This window comes from Cardiobacterium sp. Marseille-Q4385, from assembly GCF_916618745.1.
In the GTDB taxonomy this organism is placed as follows: Bacteria; Pseudomonadota; Gammaproteobacteria; order Cardiobacteriales; family Cardiobacteriaceae; genus Cardiobacterium.
In genome coordinates this window covers 1,888,211-1,906,731 of record NZ_OU745373.1, presented here as the reverse complement: position 1 = coordinate 1,906,731, position 18,521 = coordinate 1,888,211, and the positions used below count along the sequence as shown (strand labels likewise).

Here is an 18,521-nt window from a genome sequence, read left to right as displayed (position 1 = left end):
CATGTCCTACACATTAGACGACGGAAAAACGCAGCAAACGCCCTGCCGTATCTACGCCGACGCCGGATACAAAGAAGCCGGCATTACCAGGTAGCTCTCAAGCGGAATAAACCCGCGTTTCCCCGTCCGCACAAAAAAGCCCTTCTTGTACGGGGTAAGGGCTTAAAATGCCGCGCCATGCCAAAGCACTCCGCATCTATGGCACCCCTTTTCCTCACACTGACAACCAAGGAACCGCATTGAACCAACAAACCGACTGGACCATCACCGACGCTGACGAACTCTACCGCATCAGCGGCTGGGGCGCGGGCTACTTCCGCCTGAACGCCGACGGCAACCTCGTCATCAACGCCCCGCTTGCAAGCGGCAAAAGCGCTGAAATTGCCATGCTTGACCTCATAGAAGGCATGGAAGTGCGCGGCAAAACCATGCCCGTGATGCTGCGTGTGCAAAACATCCTCGAAAACCAGATCCGCCTCATCAACGAAAGCTTCGCCAACGCCATCGCGAGCAGCCATTACCGGGGCAAATACCGGGGCGTTTTCCCCATCAAGGTGAACCAGCAGGCGCAAGTGATTGAAGACATCGTCCGCTTCGGCAAACCCTGGCAGCACGGCCTCGAAGCCGGTTCCAAAGCCGAACTCATGATCGCCCTCTCCATGCTGACCGAGCCGGGCCCGCTCATCGTCTGCAACGGCTACAAAGACCGCGAATTCGTCGAACTCGGTCTCGGCATGACCAAACTCGGCTTCCAGGTCATCTTCGTCATCGAAACCCCGGCAGAACTGCCCATCATCGTCGAAAGCTCGCAGGCGATGGGCGTACGCCCCGTTATCGGTGTGCGCGCCAAACTCTTCTCGCACGTCTCCGGCCATTGGAACGCCACCAGCGGCGACCGCTCCATGTTTGGCCTGAACGCCAGCCAACTCGTCGGCGTCATTGACGGCCTGAAAGCAGCGGGAATGCTTGACTGCCTGCAATTCCTGCACTACCACCTCGGCTCGCAAATCCCGAATATCCGCGACATCCGCACCGGCGTGCGCGAAGCCTGTCGCTACTATGTCGAACTCGTCGAAGAAGGCGCACCGATGCGCTTCCTCGACCTCGGCGGCGGCCTCGCTGTGGACTACGACGGCAGCCGCACCTCCGCCATCCACTCGCGCAACTACACCCTCGAAGAATACTGCGTGGACGTGGTTGAAACCATCCAGGCGGTGATGGACGAAAAAGGCATCGAACACCCGACCATCGTCACCGAATCGGGCCGTTCCACCGTTGCCTACTCCACCGTCCTCATGTTCAACATCCTGGACGTGACCGGCTACACCGACGCCCGCCTGCCCGCCGACAACAACGAAGACAACGAACTCGTGCACAACCTCATGGAAAGCTACCGCATGCTTTCGGACAAAACCGTGCAGGAATGCTTCAACGACGCCGTGTACTACCGCGACGAAGCGCGCGACGGCTTCATGCGCGGCCAGCTAGACCTGCGCACCCGCTCCCGCGTCGAACAAATCTTCATGGTCATCATGGCCGAAGTGCAGAAAATCGCCGAGCGCAACCCGGACGCCCTCTCCGAACCCGAAGTGCTGAAAACCATGCTCGCCGACATCTACTACGGCAACTTCAGCGTCTTCCAGTCCCTGCCGGACGCCTGGGCGATTGACCAAATCTTCCCTGTCGTGCCGCTGCACCGCCACCTCGAACGCCCGACGCGCAACAGCATCATCGCCGACATGACCTGCGACAGCGACGGCAAAATCGACCGCTTCCCCGAAAACGGCGAAGTCAGCCGCGCCCTGCCGCTGCACCACATCAAAGAAGACGAAGAATACTACCTCGGTGCCTTCCTCGTCGGCGCCTACCAGGAAACCCTGGGCGACCTGCACAACCTGCTCGGCGACACCCACGTCGTCTCCATCTACATCAACGAAGACGGCAGCTACGACTTCGTCGGCGAAGTCGAAGGCGACTCCGTGGCAGACGTGCTCAGCTACGTCGAGTACCAGCCGAATAACCTGCTCGCGCAATTCCGCCAGACTGCCGAACGCGCCGTGCGCAACGGCACCATCAGCGCCGCTGAACGCCAGCATCTCGTCAACGCCTTCGAAGCGGGCCTGCGCGGCTATACCTACTACGAACAGTGAGCCGAAAGCCCTTTTCCCATCTCAAAAGCCCTTCCTCTGGAAGGGCTTTTTCTATTCCTGCTTTTCAGCCATCAAGCGTGATAAAACCTGGATCCCGGCGCAGGTGCCATCGGACGGTTACCCACACGGGTGGGAGCCCTTGATGGTGACAAGCCGTCGTTAGCGCTGCCGCAGGCTCTCGTCGATCTTGGTTTGCAGCGGACTAAGCAGGTAGTCGAGGACGCGGCGTTTACCGGTTTTAATTTCGGCGGTGATGTTCATCCCCGCTGTCAGGCGTACGGGGTGGCCTTCGATATTCAGAGTATCGCTGTCAAGTGCGATGATGGCCGCGTAAACAAGGCCGAGTTGTTCGTGTTCGATGGCGTCGTAGCTGATGGTCTGCACACGCCCGGTGAGGTAGCCATAGCGGGTGTAGGGGAAGGCTTCGATTTTAATGACGGTTTCTTGCCCCTGACGGATAAAGCCGATGTCTTTGTTGAGGATGAGGACTTTGGCCTGCATCTGGTAGTTATCCGGCACGATGACCATCAGCGTCTGTGCGGCGGTAACAACGCCACCGATGGTGTGGGTAGCCAATTGTTGCACGGTGCCGTCCACCGGTGCGGTGAGGCGCATCAGCCGTTGCCGCTGCCGAGCCTTGTCAAGCTGGGCACTGAGCTGGGCGATTTGTTCGTCCGCCTGACGCAGGGCGTCCTGGGTGTCACGGCGCAGGGTTTGGGTGTTGACCTGGCGGCTGTCGTTCGCTTCGTCAATAGCAGCGCGGATTTGTTCGCGCCGGTTTTGCTGACTTTTCAGGTCATTCTGGTTGGCGATGAGTTTGCTTTTTTGTTCGAGATAGGCGTGGTTAGCGATGAAATTTTGTTTGACGAGTTTGTCGAGATCGGCGGTGCGCTGTTTTTCGATTTTACCGAGGGTGCCAAGTTTGTCGATTTCAGCCTGCACGGCGCGCGCTTCGGCCTGGCTCTGGCGGATCCGTGCCTGAATTTGCTGGTCTTGCGCTGCCCAGGCGCGGTACTGATTGCCTGCCAGCAGTTCGGCTTGCAGGTAGTCGGCCTCGCTAATGCCGGCAGCAAGGGCAGCTTTTTTATCCATGCGCGGTGGCTGTTTTTTGTCGAGCGCGGTGAGCAGGGCTTCGTTGCGCCACTTGGCAAGACGGGCGGCGTGCAGGGCCTGTTCAGCCTGGGTTACATCGGCGTCGCTGCCAACGGCGCGCAGTTCGAGCAGAGTGTCGCCCGCATGCACGTGTTTGCCGTCGCTGACGTGGATAGCTTTAACTTCGGCGTTTTCCAGCGGCTGGATGGTTTTGCTCTGTCCGCCCGGCTCGGTTTTGCCTTGGGCGACGGCGACGATATCGAGTTGCCCGATCCACGCCCAGGCAAGCGCCAGCAAGGCGAAAAGCATGATGAACCGCGCCGTCCATTTGGGCGCGGGACTGACAGGGGTTTCAGTGAGTTCGAGGTGCGCAGGCAGAAAGTCGCGCTCGTCGCGGTCGCGGTTGGGCGGGTCGAGTTCGTGGCGCACGGCCCAGACGTTGCGCCAGACGGTGAGGTAGCGTTTTGTCAGGTCGCCCCATGCCTGTTTGTGGATGCCCATGTGTGTTCCTTATATTATTTCCTTAGAATTACATTTTTTCTTCCCTTCGCCTATTCTATAGGCTACGTATATTGGAAGTGAATATCCGCAATTCATTAGAAACTTTATGTAAATATTAATTTCTTTCACTGTGGGGGTTGTTATAAATATTGACATTTGAATTACAGCTACAGCAATAATTGCATTTTTAGTATTTCTTACATTTTCTTTATCTATATATCTTTCAAACAAGATCATTATACTTATAGTTGATGCACAAGTAAGAATAGCAAGTATGAATTGCCAAATCGGATATATATTAAATTGTTCAGCGTAAGCTATTATGACCATTTCTACTAACAAAATTAATTCAATAGAGAATAATAAATTTACATCTTTTTGGCTTGTGTTGGCAAAATAAATATAAATATTTTTAAATTTTTTACATGCCAATTTGCATAACACAGTTGCTATTATTAACGGCACTAAATAACTTGCAGTGGTTGCTAAAAATAGTTTTGAAAAGTAATTCATACATACCCCCATTCTTTCAATTTTACCCATTCTGCAACTGATACAAATAGCGGTAGTAACCATTCTTGCGTCGCAAAAGTTCCTCATGGCTGCCTTCTTCGATGATTTGCCCCTTGTCCATCGCGATAATGCGGTGGGCGCGGCGCACGGTTGAGAGGCGGTGCGCGATGATGAGCACGGTGCGGTTATGACAGATGGCGTCCATGTTTTCCATGATGGCGCGCTCGGATTCGTAGTCCAGCGCGCTGGTCGCTTCATCAAGAATCAGGATGCGCGGGTTATTGACCAGTGCACGGGCGATGGCAATGCGCTGCCGTTGTCCGCCGGACAGTCCCGCGCCCTGTTCGCCGACGATGGTGTCGTAGCCTTCGCGCAGTTCCATGATGAAATCGTGCGCACCGGCAAGGCGTGCCGCCTGCATGACGTGCTCCAACGGCATGCCGGGGTCACTGAGCGCGATGTTATCGCGCACGCTGGCGTTCATCAGCACGTTTTCCTGCAAAACGACGCCGACTTGCCGCCGCAGCCAGGCGGGGTCGGCCAGGGCGAGGTCGTTGCCGTCAATCAGTACCCGCCCCTGTTCCGGTACATAAAGACGCTGCACCAGCTTGGTCAGCGTACTTTTGCCCGAACCGGAACGGCCAACGATACCGATGACCTCACCCGCGCGGATACTCAGGCTAAGGTCGGGCAGCACCGGTTGCGCGTCCGGGCGATAGCGGAAATGGACATGATCGAAGGCGATATCGCCGCGAATCTCCGGTAGGTTGAGGCGCGAAGAAGGATTTTCCGTCGGCGTGTTGAGAATGTCACCGAGGCGCGCCACCGAGATACCGACCTGCTGGAAGTCCTGCCACAGTTGCGCGAGGCGGATGACCGGCGCGGCAACCTGCCCCGCCAGCATATTGAAGGCGATAAGCTGGCCAACGGTGAGTTTGCCTTCAATGACGAGTTTGGCACCAAAATACAGTGTGGCGATGGTTACGGATTTCTGGATAAGCTGGATACCCTGCTGGCCGATGGTGGCCAACTTGGTCACGCGGAAACTGGTGTGCACATAGCTGGCCATTTGCTTATCCCAGCGACGGGTCATTTGCGGCTCGACCGCCATGGATTTAATTGTACCCAGCGCGGTCACGGATTCGACGAGAAACGATTGATTATCCGCATAGCGGGCAAACTTATCATTCAAGCGCGCGCGCAACACCGGCGTAATAAACGCCGACCATGCCGCATATAGCGGCAGGGAGATCACCACAATTAACGTCAGCCAACCGCTGTAAAACCACATCACCGCAATAAAAATAAAAGAAAAGAGCAAATCCAGCACCGAAGTCAGCGCTTGCCCGGTGAGGAAATTGCGGATTTGCTCCAATTCCCGTACCCGCGCCACCGTATCGCCGACACGGCGCTGCTCGAAATAAGCAATTGGTAATTGCAGCAAATGGCGGTATAGCCGCGCGCCCAATTCCACATCAATACGGCTGGTGGTATGGGCAAAAATATAAGTACGCAGGCCGCTTAGAGTCACCTCAAATAATGTAACTACAATAAAAGCGACAGTAATCACGTCCAGTGTACTGAAACCGCGATGCACCAAAACCTTATCCATTACCACCTGAAAAAAGAGCGGTGTAATCAGGGCAAATAATTGAATGACGACTGAAACTGCCAGTACTTCCAAAAAAATCCGGCGATATTTAATCACGGCCGGAATAAACCAGGTGAAATCAAATTTGGCGAGCGAACCCAATACAGATGCGCGCGAAGCGACAAGAATCAATTTGCCAGAATAACGCGCGGCAAATTCTGCTGCTGACAAATGCAGCGCCTTGCCCGTCGCCAAATCCTGAATCAGGAACTGCTCGCCCTCAATCCGTGCCAGGATGAAATGCTGCCCGTCCTCACGCCACACCAGTGCGGGCAAGGCAAGCAGATGCAAGCGCGACGCCGCACGCGAGACGAGGCGCGCTTTCAGGCCGAGGTGACGGGCGGCAAGCAACCACTCCTCTTGCTGCAAATCGCGTCCGTTGGCGGCAAAGCGGTGTAGCAAATCGCCGCCGCTTGCCGCCACACCGTGCACATGCGCCATGATAAGCAGGGCATTCAGCGCCGGCGCAGGTGGCGGGGCATGGGGCATATCAGGCACGGGCGGCGTGGTTACGGGAGGCTGACTCATAAATATCCTTTTATTACGTGATAGAAAGCGTGAGATTTTCGGGGAAAGTGTGGGAAGTGGCAAGGGAAGGGCGAAAAGCGCATGGTTGACCCGCTTGGCGGGATAAGCTGTTTGGACTGGGGGAGACAACTCCATGTAGCAAGATGGGGCTTGCTTTTCCCTCACTTTTATCAAGAAGTCGTGGCTATGCCTTGCTGCCCCATCCTGACCTTTCCCACGGGGAAGGGACGTTGCGCTGAAGCGCAAAGCCAGCATTTATCCCACTTGGCGGCAAAACGAAGCGACCCTTGCGGGTCGCTTTTTAACCATTACGGTTTGAGATTGGACAAAAGCGGCGGCATCAACGGCGGATTATCCGGCGTCATCAGATTATCCAGTGGCTGTGCACCGGATGCCGCCATCGCCTGCGTCAACACCTGTGCCTGCCGCGCTGCGTCAGCAGCATAGCGGTCTTGCACGAGATTGGCGCGCGGTAGGTTGCCCGTAGGCTGCTGCACCAATCGGTTAATCGCGTTGTAATCTAGGCTACTGCCGTCGGCAAAGCGGATTTCATCAATGCGATAAGCGGTATTACCGTTATTTTCGAAATGATGATAGATGATGACAGTATTGCTCTGTTGTTTTTTGCTTATCAGATAAAGATTGTCATTATTCCGCTGGAGAATAATATCTTTTAAAAGAAAGTTAGAGAACTCAATACGATCATGCTGTTCATTTGGCTGCAAATTAACGATATCTTTATTGTAAATAATATCTCTACCAAAATCGCCGCTAAAATGATAAATGTCGTTTCCTTTTCCTCCTTCTAATTTATCATCCCCTTCACCACCATCCAGGAAATCATTTCCTTCGTTACCGTGGAGATGATCGTTATCCTTACCACCAAAAAGCTTATCGTCGCCTGCCCCACCAACAAGCTCGTCATTCCCTGAACCGCCCGTCAGTACATCATCACCATCTTTAGCCCAAATGGTATCGTTTCCCAAGCCTCCGTCAATAGCGTCGTTATCAGAATGACCATAAAGGATATCATCATCGTTTGTGCCTTGCTGGGTCATTTTTCTGATAGTTGCTCTATCCAGCCTAACCCCATTAGCAAGTCTGATTTCATCAATACGCGTTCCATATATCTCGTTACCAAAGAAATGGTTTGCAATAGTAACCTGATTATTTCCATTTTTTGTGTATATAACCAAATCCGTATCATTTTTATTTTTAAGAATAATATCATCAGAAGTTAAATCAGTAAAATCCAGAACGGTATAATCATTATCTGTTGGCGCATGATTATAGCGACCATTGTAAATGGTATCCTGTCCAAAATCGCCGCTAAAACGAATAATATCTTTGCCTAAGTGCGGGAATAAAAAGTCGTTCCCGGCGCCACCATCTAGCACATCGTTTCCGTCAGTGCCGGATATCCGATCATTTCCTGCTGTGCCTTTAAAAGTTCTGATATCAGCGGCAATACTCAGATTAAACATCTGTTTCGCTTGCGCCCCTGCTTTATCCGCTGCGGTGACGGCGATACGGTAAACGCTTGTTTGTTCATTGCTTGGCGGCATGCCGCTGAATTGTCCGCTCTTCGCATCGAATTTGAGCCACGACGGCAACGGCTGGCCGTTATCCAGCTTGGCGGATAGGGTCAGTACGTCGCCTTTGTCGATATCGCGGAAGGCATTCGTCGGCAGGCGATATTGCCAAGGCTTGCCGCCCGTACCCTGCTGATTGACAAGGGTCGTGCCGATTTGTGGCGCGTCATTGACGTTCACCACTTCCAGCGCGAAGTTTTGCGTAGCGCTGCCGCCTCTGCCGTCGTTCGCTGTCACGCGGATATTGAGATTGCCCACGTCATCGTTGCCCGGCGTGCCGCTGAAGGTGCGTTTGGCGGCGTCGAATTGCAGCCATTTCGGCAGGGCCTCGCCGTCGGCAAGGCTAGCGGTGTAGGTGAGTGTGTCGCCGTCAGGGTCACGGAAGGCGTTGGCGGGCAAGGTGAACTGCCAGCGGGATTTTTCGTTGGCTTTTTGCGCGGTGATTGTCGTCGCTGCCTGCGGTGCGGTGTTGGCAGGCGGGGTGATGTCGAGGTTAAACACCTGCTTCGCTTGCGCGCCTGCTTTGTCAGTTGCCGTTACGGTAATGCGGTAGGCGCTGGCTTTGGCTTCTTTCGGCAAGGTAGCGCTGAATTGTCCGGTTTTGCCGTCAAATTTGAGCCATGACGGCAGCGGTTGCCCATCATCCAGCGCAGCGGTAAGGCTTAACACGTCGCCTTTGTCAATATCGTGGAAAGCATCCGACGGCAGGCGGTATTGCCACGGCTTGCCACCTGTACCCTGCTGATTGGCAAGAGCGGTGCCAATCTGCGGCGCATCGTTGACGTTCACCACTTCCAGCACGAAGTCTTGCGTAGCGCTACCGCCTCTGCCGTCGTTCGCCGTTACACGGATGGAAAGGTTGCCCACGTCATCATTGCCCGGCGTGCCGCTGAAAATGCGTTTTTCTGCGTCAAAGTGCAGCCATTCGGGCAGGACTTTGCCGTCAGCAAGGGTAGCGGTGTAGGCGAGTGGGTCGCCATCGGGATCCGAGAAGGCATCTTCGGGCATAGTGAAGCGCCATTCGTCTTTCTCATTCGTTTTCTGCGCAGGGATGGCAGCATTGACGACCGGCGGGTGGTTTTCCTCTGGCGTGGGCGGAGTAGGCGGGTTGGGGTTCGGATTTGGTCTCGGTGGGTTCGGGTCGGGTTGCGGATTGGGGTCCGGTTGTGGTGGTTGCGGCTGGGGATTCGGATCCGGCTGCGGTGGTTGAGGCTGCGTGTTATCGTCGGCTGTCTCCGACAATTTCAAGCCATAATCGCCCTCGCTGTAATTAAGCACATTGATTTTGCCGACTTCGTCTTTATGCGTGATTTGCAGGGTTGAGCCGCTGTAGCTGATGCGCCAGCCGTCGGCGCTATTCCAGATATTATCGTTGCCATCGCGTATCCAGCGCATCGTGGAAATGCTGCGCCGATCCAGATAAATCACATCCGGACGACCGCCCGATTCGCCCATATTGCCCGTGCCGTCGTCATCAATCGTATCGGTCGGGACTGCATCGCCGCCTTCTTCGGGGCGCAGGTCCGCACGGCTAATGAAATAGGCATCCGCGCCTTCGCCGCCACGCATATAGTCACTGCCTGTGCCGCCGGTAATGGTGTCATGACCACGCTGGCCGTCTATCCAGTCATTGCCCGCGCCGCCATCAAGGGTGTCGTCGTAGCTGCCACCAGCAGCGGTCTGTTCATGTGTGTCATACAGCCGGATACCCGGTTGCAGCACGATGCGCCGGTCACCAAAATCCATGTACGCCCTTTCTTTTTCCGGCTGGGCGTGGCTGCTGCTTTTTTCCCAGTTGAAGTTGATGGGGAGGGGGACAGGTACGCCGAAGCTATATGTCTCACCTGTGGCAATATTGATTTCCTGGCCTTCATTAACCCGCGAACGGACAGAAGGGAAATAGCTGCCGTCACCCAGGATAATGTCACTGGCAGCGCCGCCGGAAACGGTGTCGTTACCCTCACCGCCAAAGAGTAAATCCTCCCTGTTGCTGCCATGAATGGTGTCGTTATTGTATTCGCCGCTAATCCAGTCACCGCGCCAGTCATCCTCGTTGAAACGCACAGGGGTTTTATAGGCTTCACTATCGCGCTTATCCGCCCAAAGCGTATCGTTGCCGCCACCACCCGCAATAAGGTCGGTATTGCCGCCGCCGGAAACGGTGTCGTCATCGCCGGTTTTGCCTTCCACATCCGACTGTATATAGCTATTCCCGCCGGCCCTGAGGTATTCAGTGCTGCCGCCGGAAACGGTGGCGCCATTGCCGGTTTTGCCTTTCGCATCCGGCTGTATATAGCTATTCCCACCGGCCCTGATATATTCATTGCCGCCACCGCCAACCACAAGGTCATCGCCCTTCATGGTATTGACGATATGCGAATTCCCTTCACCCGTGACAAAGGTATCGTTATAGCGGCTGCCCAGAAACTGGGATGTGCGCAAATCGCTGCCGCGCACATGCACTCCGGCACTTGCCCCGCCTGCTTCGTAGGAATAGACGATATTTTTATTGCTATGGTCGTAATCCCATTTGGTTTCTTCGGATTGTGGGGGGGGGGCTCTTTCTTTTTACCTAAAGTTATCCCCAATTTTCCATCCGAATAATTGTTAAAATAATCTTTTATAATTGCGATGTCGTTTTCTCTGATTTTTGATTTTATCACAAGATCATCAAATACCCTTTTGGCAACAAGCATATTATCAGCATTGCCACTATCATCAGCACTTATCCATGCCTCCTCATTTTTATTATTTTCATCAGAAATGAATTTTTTAGCTTGGTAACCGTAGATTTTTTCTTTAGATATGTTTTTGCCCGATTCTTTAACAAACCATATTTCACCACCCCCATCAACATCATAAATAGTGTCTTTATCTTCAACAACGTAAGTATCATGACCTTTGCCTCCATACATATTGTCATTGCCCGCATTACCCTGCAAATAATCATCGCCTGCTGATTCATAACTTTCTCTTTTAAGCTCTTCTCCTTCTGGCAATCTCTCATCTCCAAAAAGCTCATCTTCTCCTGCACCACCATATAGATGGTCATTGCCTTCACCACCTACCAAAATATTTTTATTTTTATCATCTCTATAAGAACCATTTAATAGATATTTCCCATCTTCCCTATCCGCAGCATAAAGATAATCATCTCCATAATTACCACCTAAAATATCTTCACCATTTCCTCCATATAAATAGTCACTATCAGATCCCCCTAAGACAATATCTTTATTAAAACTTCCATAAAGATAGTCATCACCTTCGCCACCATATAATAAATCTTGAGTATTAAATTGTAATGCTAATGGTGTTCCAGTAATGTATTTTTTATCCCTATGGTTTTTATAATATTATTAAATTCATTTCCAAACATTCCAAATGTTTTATCACCATTTTCATTGCGACCATTATCTTTATTCACAAGAGATTTAATGTGATCTGTATGAGTAAGTACATTCCCTCCAATATCTGGAAGTAGACTTATTTCTTTACTGACTTCATTTCTTGTATATAAAGAATGGCCTACAACATCTTGATAATCTTTATATATATTTGTCATAGCGTTTAGATAACGAATTTTATTAAATTCATCATACGTTAAAGCTAAGTCTTTGTCTGGACCTGCTTTCATAATTCCATTAATATCTCCAATACTGTCAAATAAATTTTCCAAATTCTTATTTCCACTCTTATACGATAGTATATCCGCACCTTGTTCTTTTAGCAGGTTATCAATTTTATCTGCAAGCAAAGATAACTCTTCTGCTCTATTTTGAAAACTAGAAAAGCTCGTTGCACCATCTTCCCATACGGAAGAATTATTAGATTTTTCTAACCAATTTATAGAAAGTTCAATTGTGATTTTATATTCTGCATAAAGAGCCTCTCCTTCTCCTAGCCTATAAGCTCTCGAGTAAGACTCAGCGCTATCATAATCAGAATAATTCTTATCGGGATTATGTTGATAACGACCATTTGCATGCGCAAGTTCATGCCCAATAGTTACTATTAAATCTAAAAAATCCTTCTCCTTACAATTTCCTAATATAATTACACCATCTTTATAAGCCGCACTTGGATGACTTGGATCATGTTTATATATACCTTTATAGTTACTCAAAAGAGATACTAATGTTGGTGATTTGTTAATTTGAGAAATCCCAAGAGCGGTTAGTTTTTTATCTTTTATATATATGTCTTTATTCAAAAAATCCATCTCAGCTATTACTTCTTCTAACTGATTTAGAGCATTATTTGATAACTTTTCCATTTTTCCTCACAAGTTGAATTGTGTAATTGATATATTTGTAAGAATTTTTATTTAGTGACAAAAAATCTTACACTTGTCTGAATTTCGGTATATCTTTATACTACCTTTTTTAATAGAAAAAGAGATTGGCGATATGATTATTGCAGTCCTATCTTTTTTGCATAAGTTACTAGTCCAGATATAGTCACCATATGCAAAAAACACATCTTTTCTCTTAAGAAATTCGGTAGTCACATAGCTGGGAATCTCACCAATTAACTGCGGATAAATTGCGGACTCTTTAACAAGAGGCATAGGTAAATTTTTAGGAAAAATACCTAGAGAAATAGACGAACCAAATCCATCATGAGATATTTCATATTTTTTAGTATAATTTATCTCGAAGTAAATGCAATTATTACAACCATAAGTTTTGACAAGATACAGAGTATTTATTTTATCTATAGAGTTAATGTTGTTGCAACCTTTTCTTTTATTATTTTCTCCACAAACACTTATAATTATTGGAATGTTTAAGATTTTTTCTAATTTATCTGTAGCAATATTAAACATACATTGATTATCTATATTGTTATAAATTTGCAACAATAGATCATCAATATCCTTTACCTTATGTAACCCCCTGCATTCAGCAGGGATATGCTTTTTCAGTTCTTTGTAAGGCACAGTATCCTCCTTCCCTTCGTCTTGTGCCGAAGCAGTAAAAATCGTGAACAGGAAAAGAATAAACACGCCGATGTGTCTTCCGTATTTCATAGGGTCTTCTCCATAAGAACCGATAATTTCCTGGCGACTTTCATCTCTTTCGATGGGTATGGTCTCAATAGGTTATCCATAGATTACTATTCCTTCTTCAACATAAAATCATCGTAGTCCATCAGCAGGGCGATAGTACAATTGTTTTTTCTTGCATAAATTCCTTTTTTATTTGGTTTTCTTTATCAAAAAAGCTTCATGTGCGATGGAAATTACCAAGCGGTGTGGTTGTTATGTTCGCGTTCAAGCGGCGTGATTGTTGGGCTCGCGTCAGGCGGCAGAAATACCAGACCCGCCAAGCGGTATAAATACAGAGGGTTGTCGCTGTGCCTTTTGCTTTCGAGACGTTGCAGGCAACGTCTCTACATTTCCCTCATTTCGCGGCATAACCGTGCCGGCGGAAATGCCGCCAAGCAGCGGAAATGTTGGCTCTATCACACGGCCACGGAGAGGTTTCGTCATTGGTATCCATACAGCCTGCGCGCCGCTTCCCTTCCCTCCTCACCGTGCAGTTTGCCCGCGAGGTGCAACAGTTGCAGGTAGGCTTCGATGTAGCCGTAGCGGGCTTCGGCGAGTTGTTCTTCCGCCTGGGCTTTTTCTTGTTCGGCCTTGATTTCGTCCATGTTGTTGCGCACGCCGACTTGGCGGCCCAGGCGGATGGATTCGAGTTTGGCGTCGCTGGTGGCGAGCAGTTGTTCTTGTGCCTTGATTTGTGCCTGCTGGCCACGCAGGGTGGCGTAAGCCTGGCGCACTTGCAGGCGCACGCTGGCTTTTTCGTTTTCGAGTTCGGCATCTTTTTGTGCAGCGGTTTCTTCTTGCTGGCGAACGCGGCTCGCGATTTCGCCACCGCTGTAAAGGGGGATGGTGAATTGCACACCGATATAAGCGCCTTTGTTGCGGCTGCGGCTGTTGTTACCGCCGGTATAGGTGATGTCGTTGCGGTTATCCTGGTAACCGGCGGTAAGGCTGAGTTGCGGCTGATGACCGCTTTTGGCGGTAGCGATGTCGGCGTGGCTTTTTTCGCTTTCCTGCGTGCGGACACGGACGGCAGTGCTGTGCGCGAGCGCCTGTTCTTCCCACTCTTTTTGGCCGGCGACGGTGAGGTAGTCGGGCAATGTTTTGCCGGCGAGGCTTTCGAGGCGACTGGGGTCAAGGCCGGTGAGGTTGGCGAGGCGGTTTTCGGCGACGGCAAGCTCGGTTTGCAGGCGGGCTTCTTTGGCGCTGGCGCTGTCGTAGCCCGCCTGGGCTTCGTAGGTGTCAATGATGGTGGCTTCGCCGGATTGAAAAAGCGCTTTGGCCTGGCGGATTTGCAGTTGGTAGGCATTTTTTTCGGCGGCGACGGCGGTGAGTTTGTCGCGCGCGGTGAGGGTTTCGAGGCAAGCTTTGCCAACATCCAGCAGAAGTTCGCTGGTGGTGTTGTCAAGCTGGCTATCGCCGAGGCGGGCGGTGATTTGTTCGGCGCGCCAGGCGTCCCAGCGGGCACGGTCATACAGCGGCTGGCTGATTTGTACGTTCCAGCCGTGGCTTTGGTATTTGTCGTAGGCGTCCTGGGCGCGGTCGCTGTAGTTGGCGTTGGCCGAGACTTGCGGCAGCAGGCGGGCTTTCGCCTGGGTTTGCGGCTCTTGGGCAGCATTGCGTGCGTGGCGGGCGGCATCGTACTGAGCAGAATGGACGCGTGCCGCTGCCCAAGCTTCGTTCAGATCGTAAGCGTGGGCAGGCAGACTGATGAGCAGGGCGAGGAGCAGGGGTTTGGGTGACATATGGGATCCTGTTGTTGGGGTTTGTGGTTATTGTCGGTAATAACAGGAAGTACGCCAATAGGTGAGTCGAGCAGCGGCACGATTCTGTTTATCCCTTGGCTGTATCTAATCCAAAATCCGCGCAACGCCCGCCCCTCAGAATCCGCTAAAATCACCGCTTACACACAACACAGGAACCCATCATGAACCACGTCCTCATCATCGGCGCCGGTGGCGTCGCCAACGTCGTCGCCCACAAATGCGCCGAAGACAAAAACACCTTCCACAAAATCACCCTGGCAAGCCGGACACTGGCAAAATGCGACGCCATCGCCGCTGCCGTCAAGGCAAAACACGGCGTAACTATTGATACCCGCCAGATTGATGCCGACGACGTCCCCGCGCTTACCCGCCTGCTTGAAGAACTGCGCCCGCAACTCGTCCTTAACATCGCCCTGCCCTACCAGGATTTGCACATCATGGATGCCTGCCTCGCTGCCGGCATCGACTACCTCGACACCGCCAACTACGAACCGCCGGAAGAAGCCAAATTCGAATACAAATGGCAATGGGCCTATGAAGACCGCTTCCGTGAGCGCGGCATCATGGCGCTGCTCGGCAGCGGTTTTGACCCCGGCGTTACTAACGTCTTCACCGCCTACATCAAGAAACACCTGCTCGATGAAATCCACGAACTCGACATCATCGACGCCAACGCCGGCGACCACGGCCTGCCCTTTGCCACCAACTTCAACCCTGAAATCAACATCCGCGAAATCACCGCTGACGCCCGCCACTGGGAAAACGGCGCCTGGCAGACCACCCCGGCGCTTTCGCACAAACGCGTCTTTGACTTCCCGCAAATCGGCGAAAAAAACATCTACATGATGTATCACGAAGAACTCGAATCGCTGGTCAAACACTTCCCGGAAATCAAAACCGCGCGCTTCTGGATGACCTTCTCCGACAATTACCTGAACCACCTCAAAGTGCTGGAAAACGTCGGCATGACCTCGATTGAGCCCGTCATGTACGAGGGGCGCGAAATCATCCCTATCCAGTTCCTGAAAGCCGTCCTGCCCGACCCTGCCTCGCTCGGCCCGCGCACCAAAGGCAAAACCTGCATCGGCTGCGTCGCCAAAGGCAAAAAAGACGGCAAGGACAAAACCGTGTACATCTACAACATCTGCGACCACGAAGAAGCCTACAAAGAAACCGGCTCGCAGGCGATCTCCTACACCACCGGCGTGCCGGCGATGATCGGCGCAAAAATGATGCTGGAAAAAATCTGGCACACCGCTGGCGTCCGCAACATGGAACAGCACGACCCCGACCCGTTCCTCGAAGCGCTCGCTGCCTACGGCCTGCCGTGGGAAGTGAAAGAACTATGAAGCGCCTCCTGCCGCTTGCCGCAGCGATGGCGCTGCTCACCGCCTGTACTAGCGTCAACGTCCATCCGGTTGCCAATGACCTGCAACTGAAAGAGGTCTGCATCGTGAACAACACGGCAGTCATTGTGCCGGGCTTCGTCACCGTCCTGCAAAACCGCTTCCGGCACCATGGCATAGAAACCCGAATGGTAGAAGCAACGGATAAAGACCAATGCTCGTATTACCTCGAATACTCGGCGCGCCAGTCTTGGGATGTCACGCCCTACCTCTCCTGGGCGGAACTCAAACTGTATAGCGGCGGCGGACTCCTAGCCGATGCTGAATACAAACTGATCGGTAAAGGAGGACTGTCGCTCACCAAGTGGCAATCCGCAGAAACCAAGATGACCCCGGTCATTGACTCCCTGCTCGGCAAAAAATGAAACAAGCCCCCGCAAGGGGGCTTTTTGCACCAGCGTGCAACCCCGGTATTTACGCCGCTTGAGCGGTCTCCATTAGCACGATGGTGCTGCGCAAAAAGGAAAACGTAGAGACATTGCCTGCCGCGCCTCCACTGGAAAACGCTATTCCCGGCACGTATTAACACCCACCATGACCATTGCCCACCTCTCCCTCATCATCCTGTCGCTCTTCATGCTGCACGAATTCGACGAAATCATCCTGGTTCGTCCCTGGATACAAAAACAGCAGCATGACCCGCGCTACCGGAAAGAGTTCTTTATCGCCGGCAAGGCGCACTACCCGTCCACCGAAGCCATCGCCGTGATGATTGCCGAAGAATACCTGCTTGCCTCCATCGGATTGCTCATCGCCATCACCTGGCACATACCTGAACTCGCCCTGGCCTTCGGCATCTGCCACACCCTGCATTTACTCGTCCATATTGCCGAAGTACTGCGCTACCGTCGCGTTGTACCGGGCGGCATAACTGCCGTCTTCACTTTCCCCCTGTTGCTGTGGCTCTTTGCCGCCTACCTGAAGCAACAAACCCTCTCCTGGCCGCTACTCCTCACCCTCACCCTGCTCCTCCTGACCGCCATCCTGCTCAATCTTGCCTATCTGCACCGCCGCGCGGGAGATATTGACGCCTGGATACACAAAACCGGCAAACGCTGACATCATCGGGCGAAGCAATACCGCTTGCCGCAAATCCAGGTTTTATCCCGCGCGCTGACAGTCTCCGCTGCGCCAGCCGTTTTAAAAGAACGTAGAATGCGAGCCACATCCACCAACCAACCATCATCATGCTTAACATCGTTACTTCGCTCATCCCGATTTTTATCGTTATCGCCTTCGGTTACGCCGCCACGCGCGCCGGTGTCTTCACGCTCGAAGGGCTGACCGCGCTGGGGCGCTTCGTCATCAGCATCGCCCTGCCCGCCCTGATATTCCGCGCCCTCTCGGAAAAAAGCCTGGGCGAAGTTTTCATCCCCTCTTATCTCTTCGGCTACGCCGCCGCAACGCTGGTCTGCTTCTTTATCGGGCTGGTGTTTTCCTGCCTGGTCGGGCAAAACCTGCTCGGCGCGGCAGTCAGCGCTGTTGGTCAATCCTTTTCCAACAGTGCCTTCATCGGCTACCCGCTCCTGCTCAGCGTCATCGGCGGCAACGCGGGCATCTATTTCTCGCTGAACACACTGGTCGAGAACGTCATGCTCATCCCGCTCTTTCTCGCTATCGCCGAATCACACGGTAACAACAAAGAAGGCACCTTCGGCCAGCGTCTCGGCAAAATTCTCCTCAATATGCTACGCAAACCGCTGATTGTGGCACTCATCCTCGGCATGATCTTCTCGGCGTTTCAGTGGAAACTGCCCGCACCGATCAACCGCGCGGTGAGTCTCGTCGCCGATGCCGCAGCGCCGGTCGCCATCTTCGTGATCGGCTGCGGTCTGAACGGTATCAGAATCGAGGGCAACATCATCGCCATCACGCAAATCACCATCGGCAAACTCTTCCTCATGCCGGCGCTAGTCACGCTCTTCATCTGGCTCTTTGGCGGCAGCGAAGAAGTGATTTTTGCCGGCGCACTGATGGGCGGCATCTCCATGGCAAACACCGTCGCCATCTTCGCGCAGCACTACGGCTATCCGCATCGCGGCACGGTCAGCATGATCACCACCAACGTTCTTTCCGTCTTCACCCTCTCCGGTATCTTCCTGCTGCATCAGTGGCTGGTCGGCTGAAAACCGCTGCTCTATCCAGCGAGAGACGATCCCGTGAGAGACTAAATTTGTTTCAAGCGGCGATAAATCCTTAATGAATGGACAGAATGCTGCCGACAATACCCCTTTTACAATCGTACTCCTTTAAATTCCGCCTAAATTTTAAGGAG

The 18,521-nt window shown here is 52.2% G+C and carries 13 protein-coding genes and 1 pseudogene; 5 read left to right on the top strand and 9 right to left on the bottom strand.

Annotation, left to right across the window (positions count from 1 at the left end; translation table 11 throughout):
• The first annotated feature begins 239 nt into the window (after positions 1–239).
• Positions 240–2,150 (top strand): biosynthetic arginine decarboxylase, encoded by a 1,911-nt coding sequence (gene speA / locus LG374_RS09170; RefSeq protein WP_225757408.1) that lies wholly within the window; start codon positions 240–242, stop codon positions 2,148–2,150.
• A 159-nt stretch (positions 2,151–2,309) separates the two neighbouring features.
• Here the strand turns inward: speA and LG374_RS09165 are convergent, their stop codons facing one another.
• The 9 genes and pseudogenes from LG374_RS09165 to LG374_RS09130 all read right to left on the bottom strand — a co-directional run bounded on the left by LG374_RS09165 (position 2,310) and on the right by LG374_RS09130 (position 14,819).
• Positions 2,310–3,743, bottom strand: coding sequence for an HlyD family type I secretion periplasmic adaptor subunit (locus LG374_RS09165; protein ID WP_225757407.1), 1,434 nt, complete (start codon positions 3,741–3,743; stop codon positions 2,310–2,312).
• Between the two features lie 9 nt (positions 3,744–3,752).
• Positions 3,753–4,286: a hypothetical protein gene (locus tag LG374_RS09160; RefSeq protein WP_225757406.1), complete on the bottom strand. Its 534-nt coding sequence runs from the start codon at positions 4,284–4,286 to the stop codon at positions 3,753–3,755.
• Positions 4,279–6,396 carry a type I secretion system permease/ATPase gene (locus tag LG374_RS09155; RefSeq protein ID WP_225758017.1) on the bottom strand — a complete coding sequence of 706 codons (2,118 nt, stop codon included), beginning with the start codon at positions 6,394–6,396 and terminating at the stop codon, positions 4,279–4,281. The genes LG374_RS09160 and LG374_RS09155 overlap by 8 nt, the downstream gene beginning before the upstream one ends.
• Before the next feature lie 347 nt (positions 6,397–6,743).
• Positions 6,744–10,484 carry a putative Ig domain-containing protein gene (locus LG374_RS09150; protein WP_225757405.1) on the bottom strand — a complete coding sequence of 1,247 codons (3,741 nt, stop codon included), beginning with the start codon at positions 10,482–10,484 and terminating at the stop codon, positions 6,744–6,746.
• Complete coding sequence (locus LG374_RS09145) at positions 10,385–11,098, bottom strand: hypothetical protein (protein WP_255594488.1); 714 nt, start codon at positions 11,096–11,098, stop codon at positions 10,385–10,387. The genes LG374_RS09150 and LG374_RS09145 overlap by 100 nt, the downstream gene beginning before the upstream one ends.
• A 78-nt stretch (positions 11,099–11,176) precedes the next feature.
• Positions 11,177–11,353: pseudogene (locus LG374_RS12540) on the bottom strand (calcium-binding protein); the annotation flags it as partial.
• Entirely contained in the window at positions 11,335–12,303 is a 969-nt protein-coding gene (locus LG374_RS09140) for a hypothetical protein (RefSeq protein WP_225757404.1), read from the bottom strand. The gene LG374_RS09140 and the pseudogene LG374_RS12540, both read right to left, overlap by 19 nt.
• 51 nt (positions 12,304–12,354) lie before the next feature.
• Positions 12,355–13,059, bottom strand: a complete 705-nt coding sequence (locus LG374_RS09135; RefSeq protein WP_225757403.1) for a hypothetical protein — start codon at positions 13,057–13,059, stop codon at positions 12,355–12,357.
• A 458-nt stretch (positions 13,060–13,517) separates the two neighbouring features.
• Positions 13,518–14,819 (bottom strand): TolC family outer membrane protein, encoded by a 1,302-nt coding sequence (locus tag LG374_RS09130; RefSeq protein ID WP_225757402.1) that lies wholly within the window; start codon positions 14,817–14,819, stop codon positions 13,518–13,520.
• Between the two features lie 182 nt (positions 14,820–15,001).
• Here LG374_RS09130 and LG374_RS09125 point away from each other — a divergent pair, with 182 nt between their 5' ends.
• The 4 genes from LG374_RS09125 to LG374_RS09110 all read left to right on the top strand — a co-directional run bounded on the left by LG374_RS09125 (position 15,002) and on the right by LG374_RS09110 (position 18,372).
• Positions 15,002–16,189 (top strand): saccharopine dehydrogenase family protein, encoded by a 1,188-nt coding sequence (locus tag LG374_RS09125; RefSeq protein ID WP_225757401.1) that lies wholly within the window; start codon positions 15,002–15,004, stop codon positions 16,187–16,189.
• Positions 16,186–16,611, top strand: a complete 426-nt coding sequence (locus LG374_RS09120; RefSeq protein ID WP_225757400.1) for an Sbal_3080 family lipoprotein — start codon at positions 16,186–16,188, stop codon at positions 16,609–16,611. Before LG374_RS09125 ends, LG374_RS09120 begins: the two co-directional genes overlap by 4 nt.
• A gap of 169 nt (positions 16,612–16,780) precedes the next feature.
• Complete coding sequence (locus tag LG374_RS09115; RefSeq protein WP_225757399.1) at positions 16,781–17,305, top strand: HXXEE domain-containing protein; 525 nt, start codon at positions 16,781–16,783, stop codon at positions 17,303–17,305.
• Positions 17,306–17,433: 128 nt separating this feature from the next.
• On the top strand, positions 17,434–18,372 hold the full coding sequence (locus tag LG374_RS09110; protein ID WP_225757398.1) for an AEC family transporter: 939 nt from the start codon (positions 17,434–17,436) through the stop codon (positions 18,370–18,372).
• Positions 18,373–18,521: the final 149 nt, after the last annotated feature.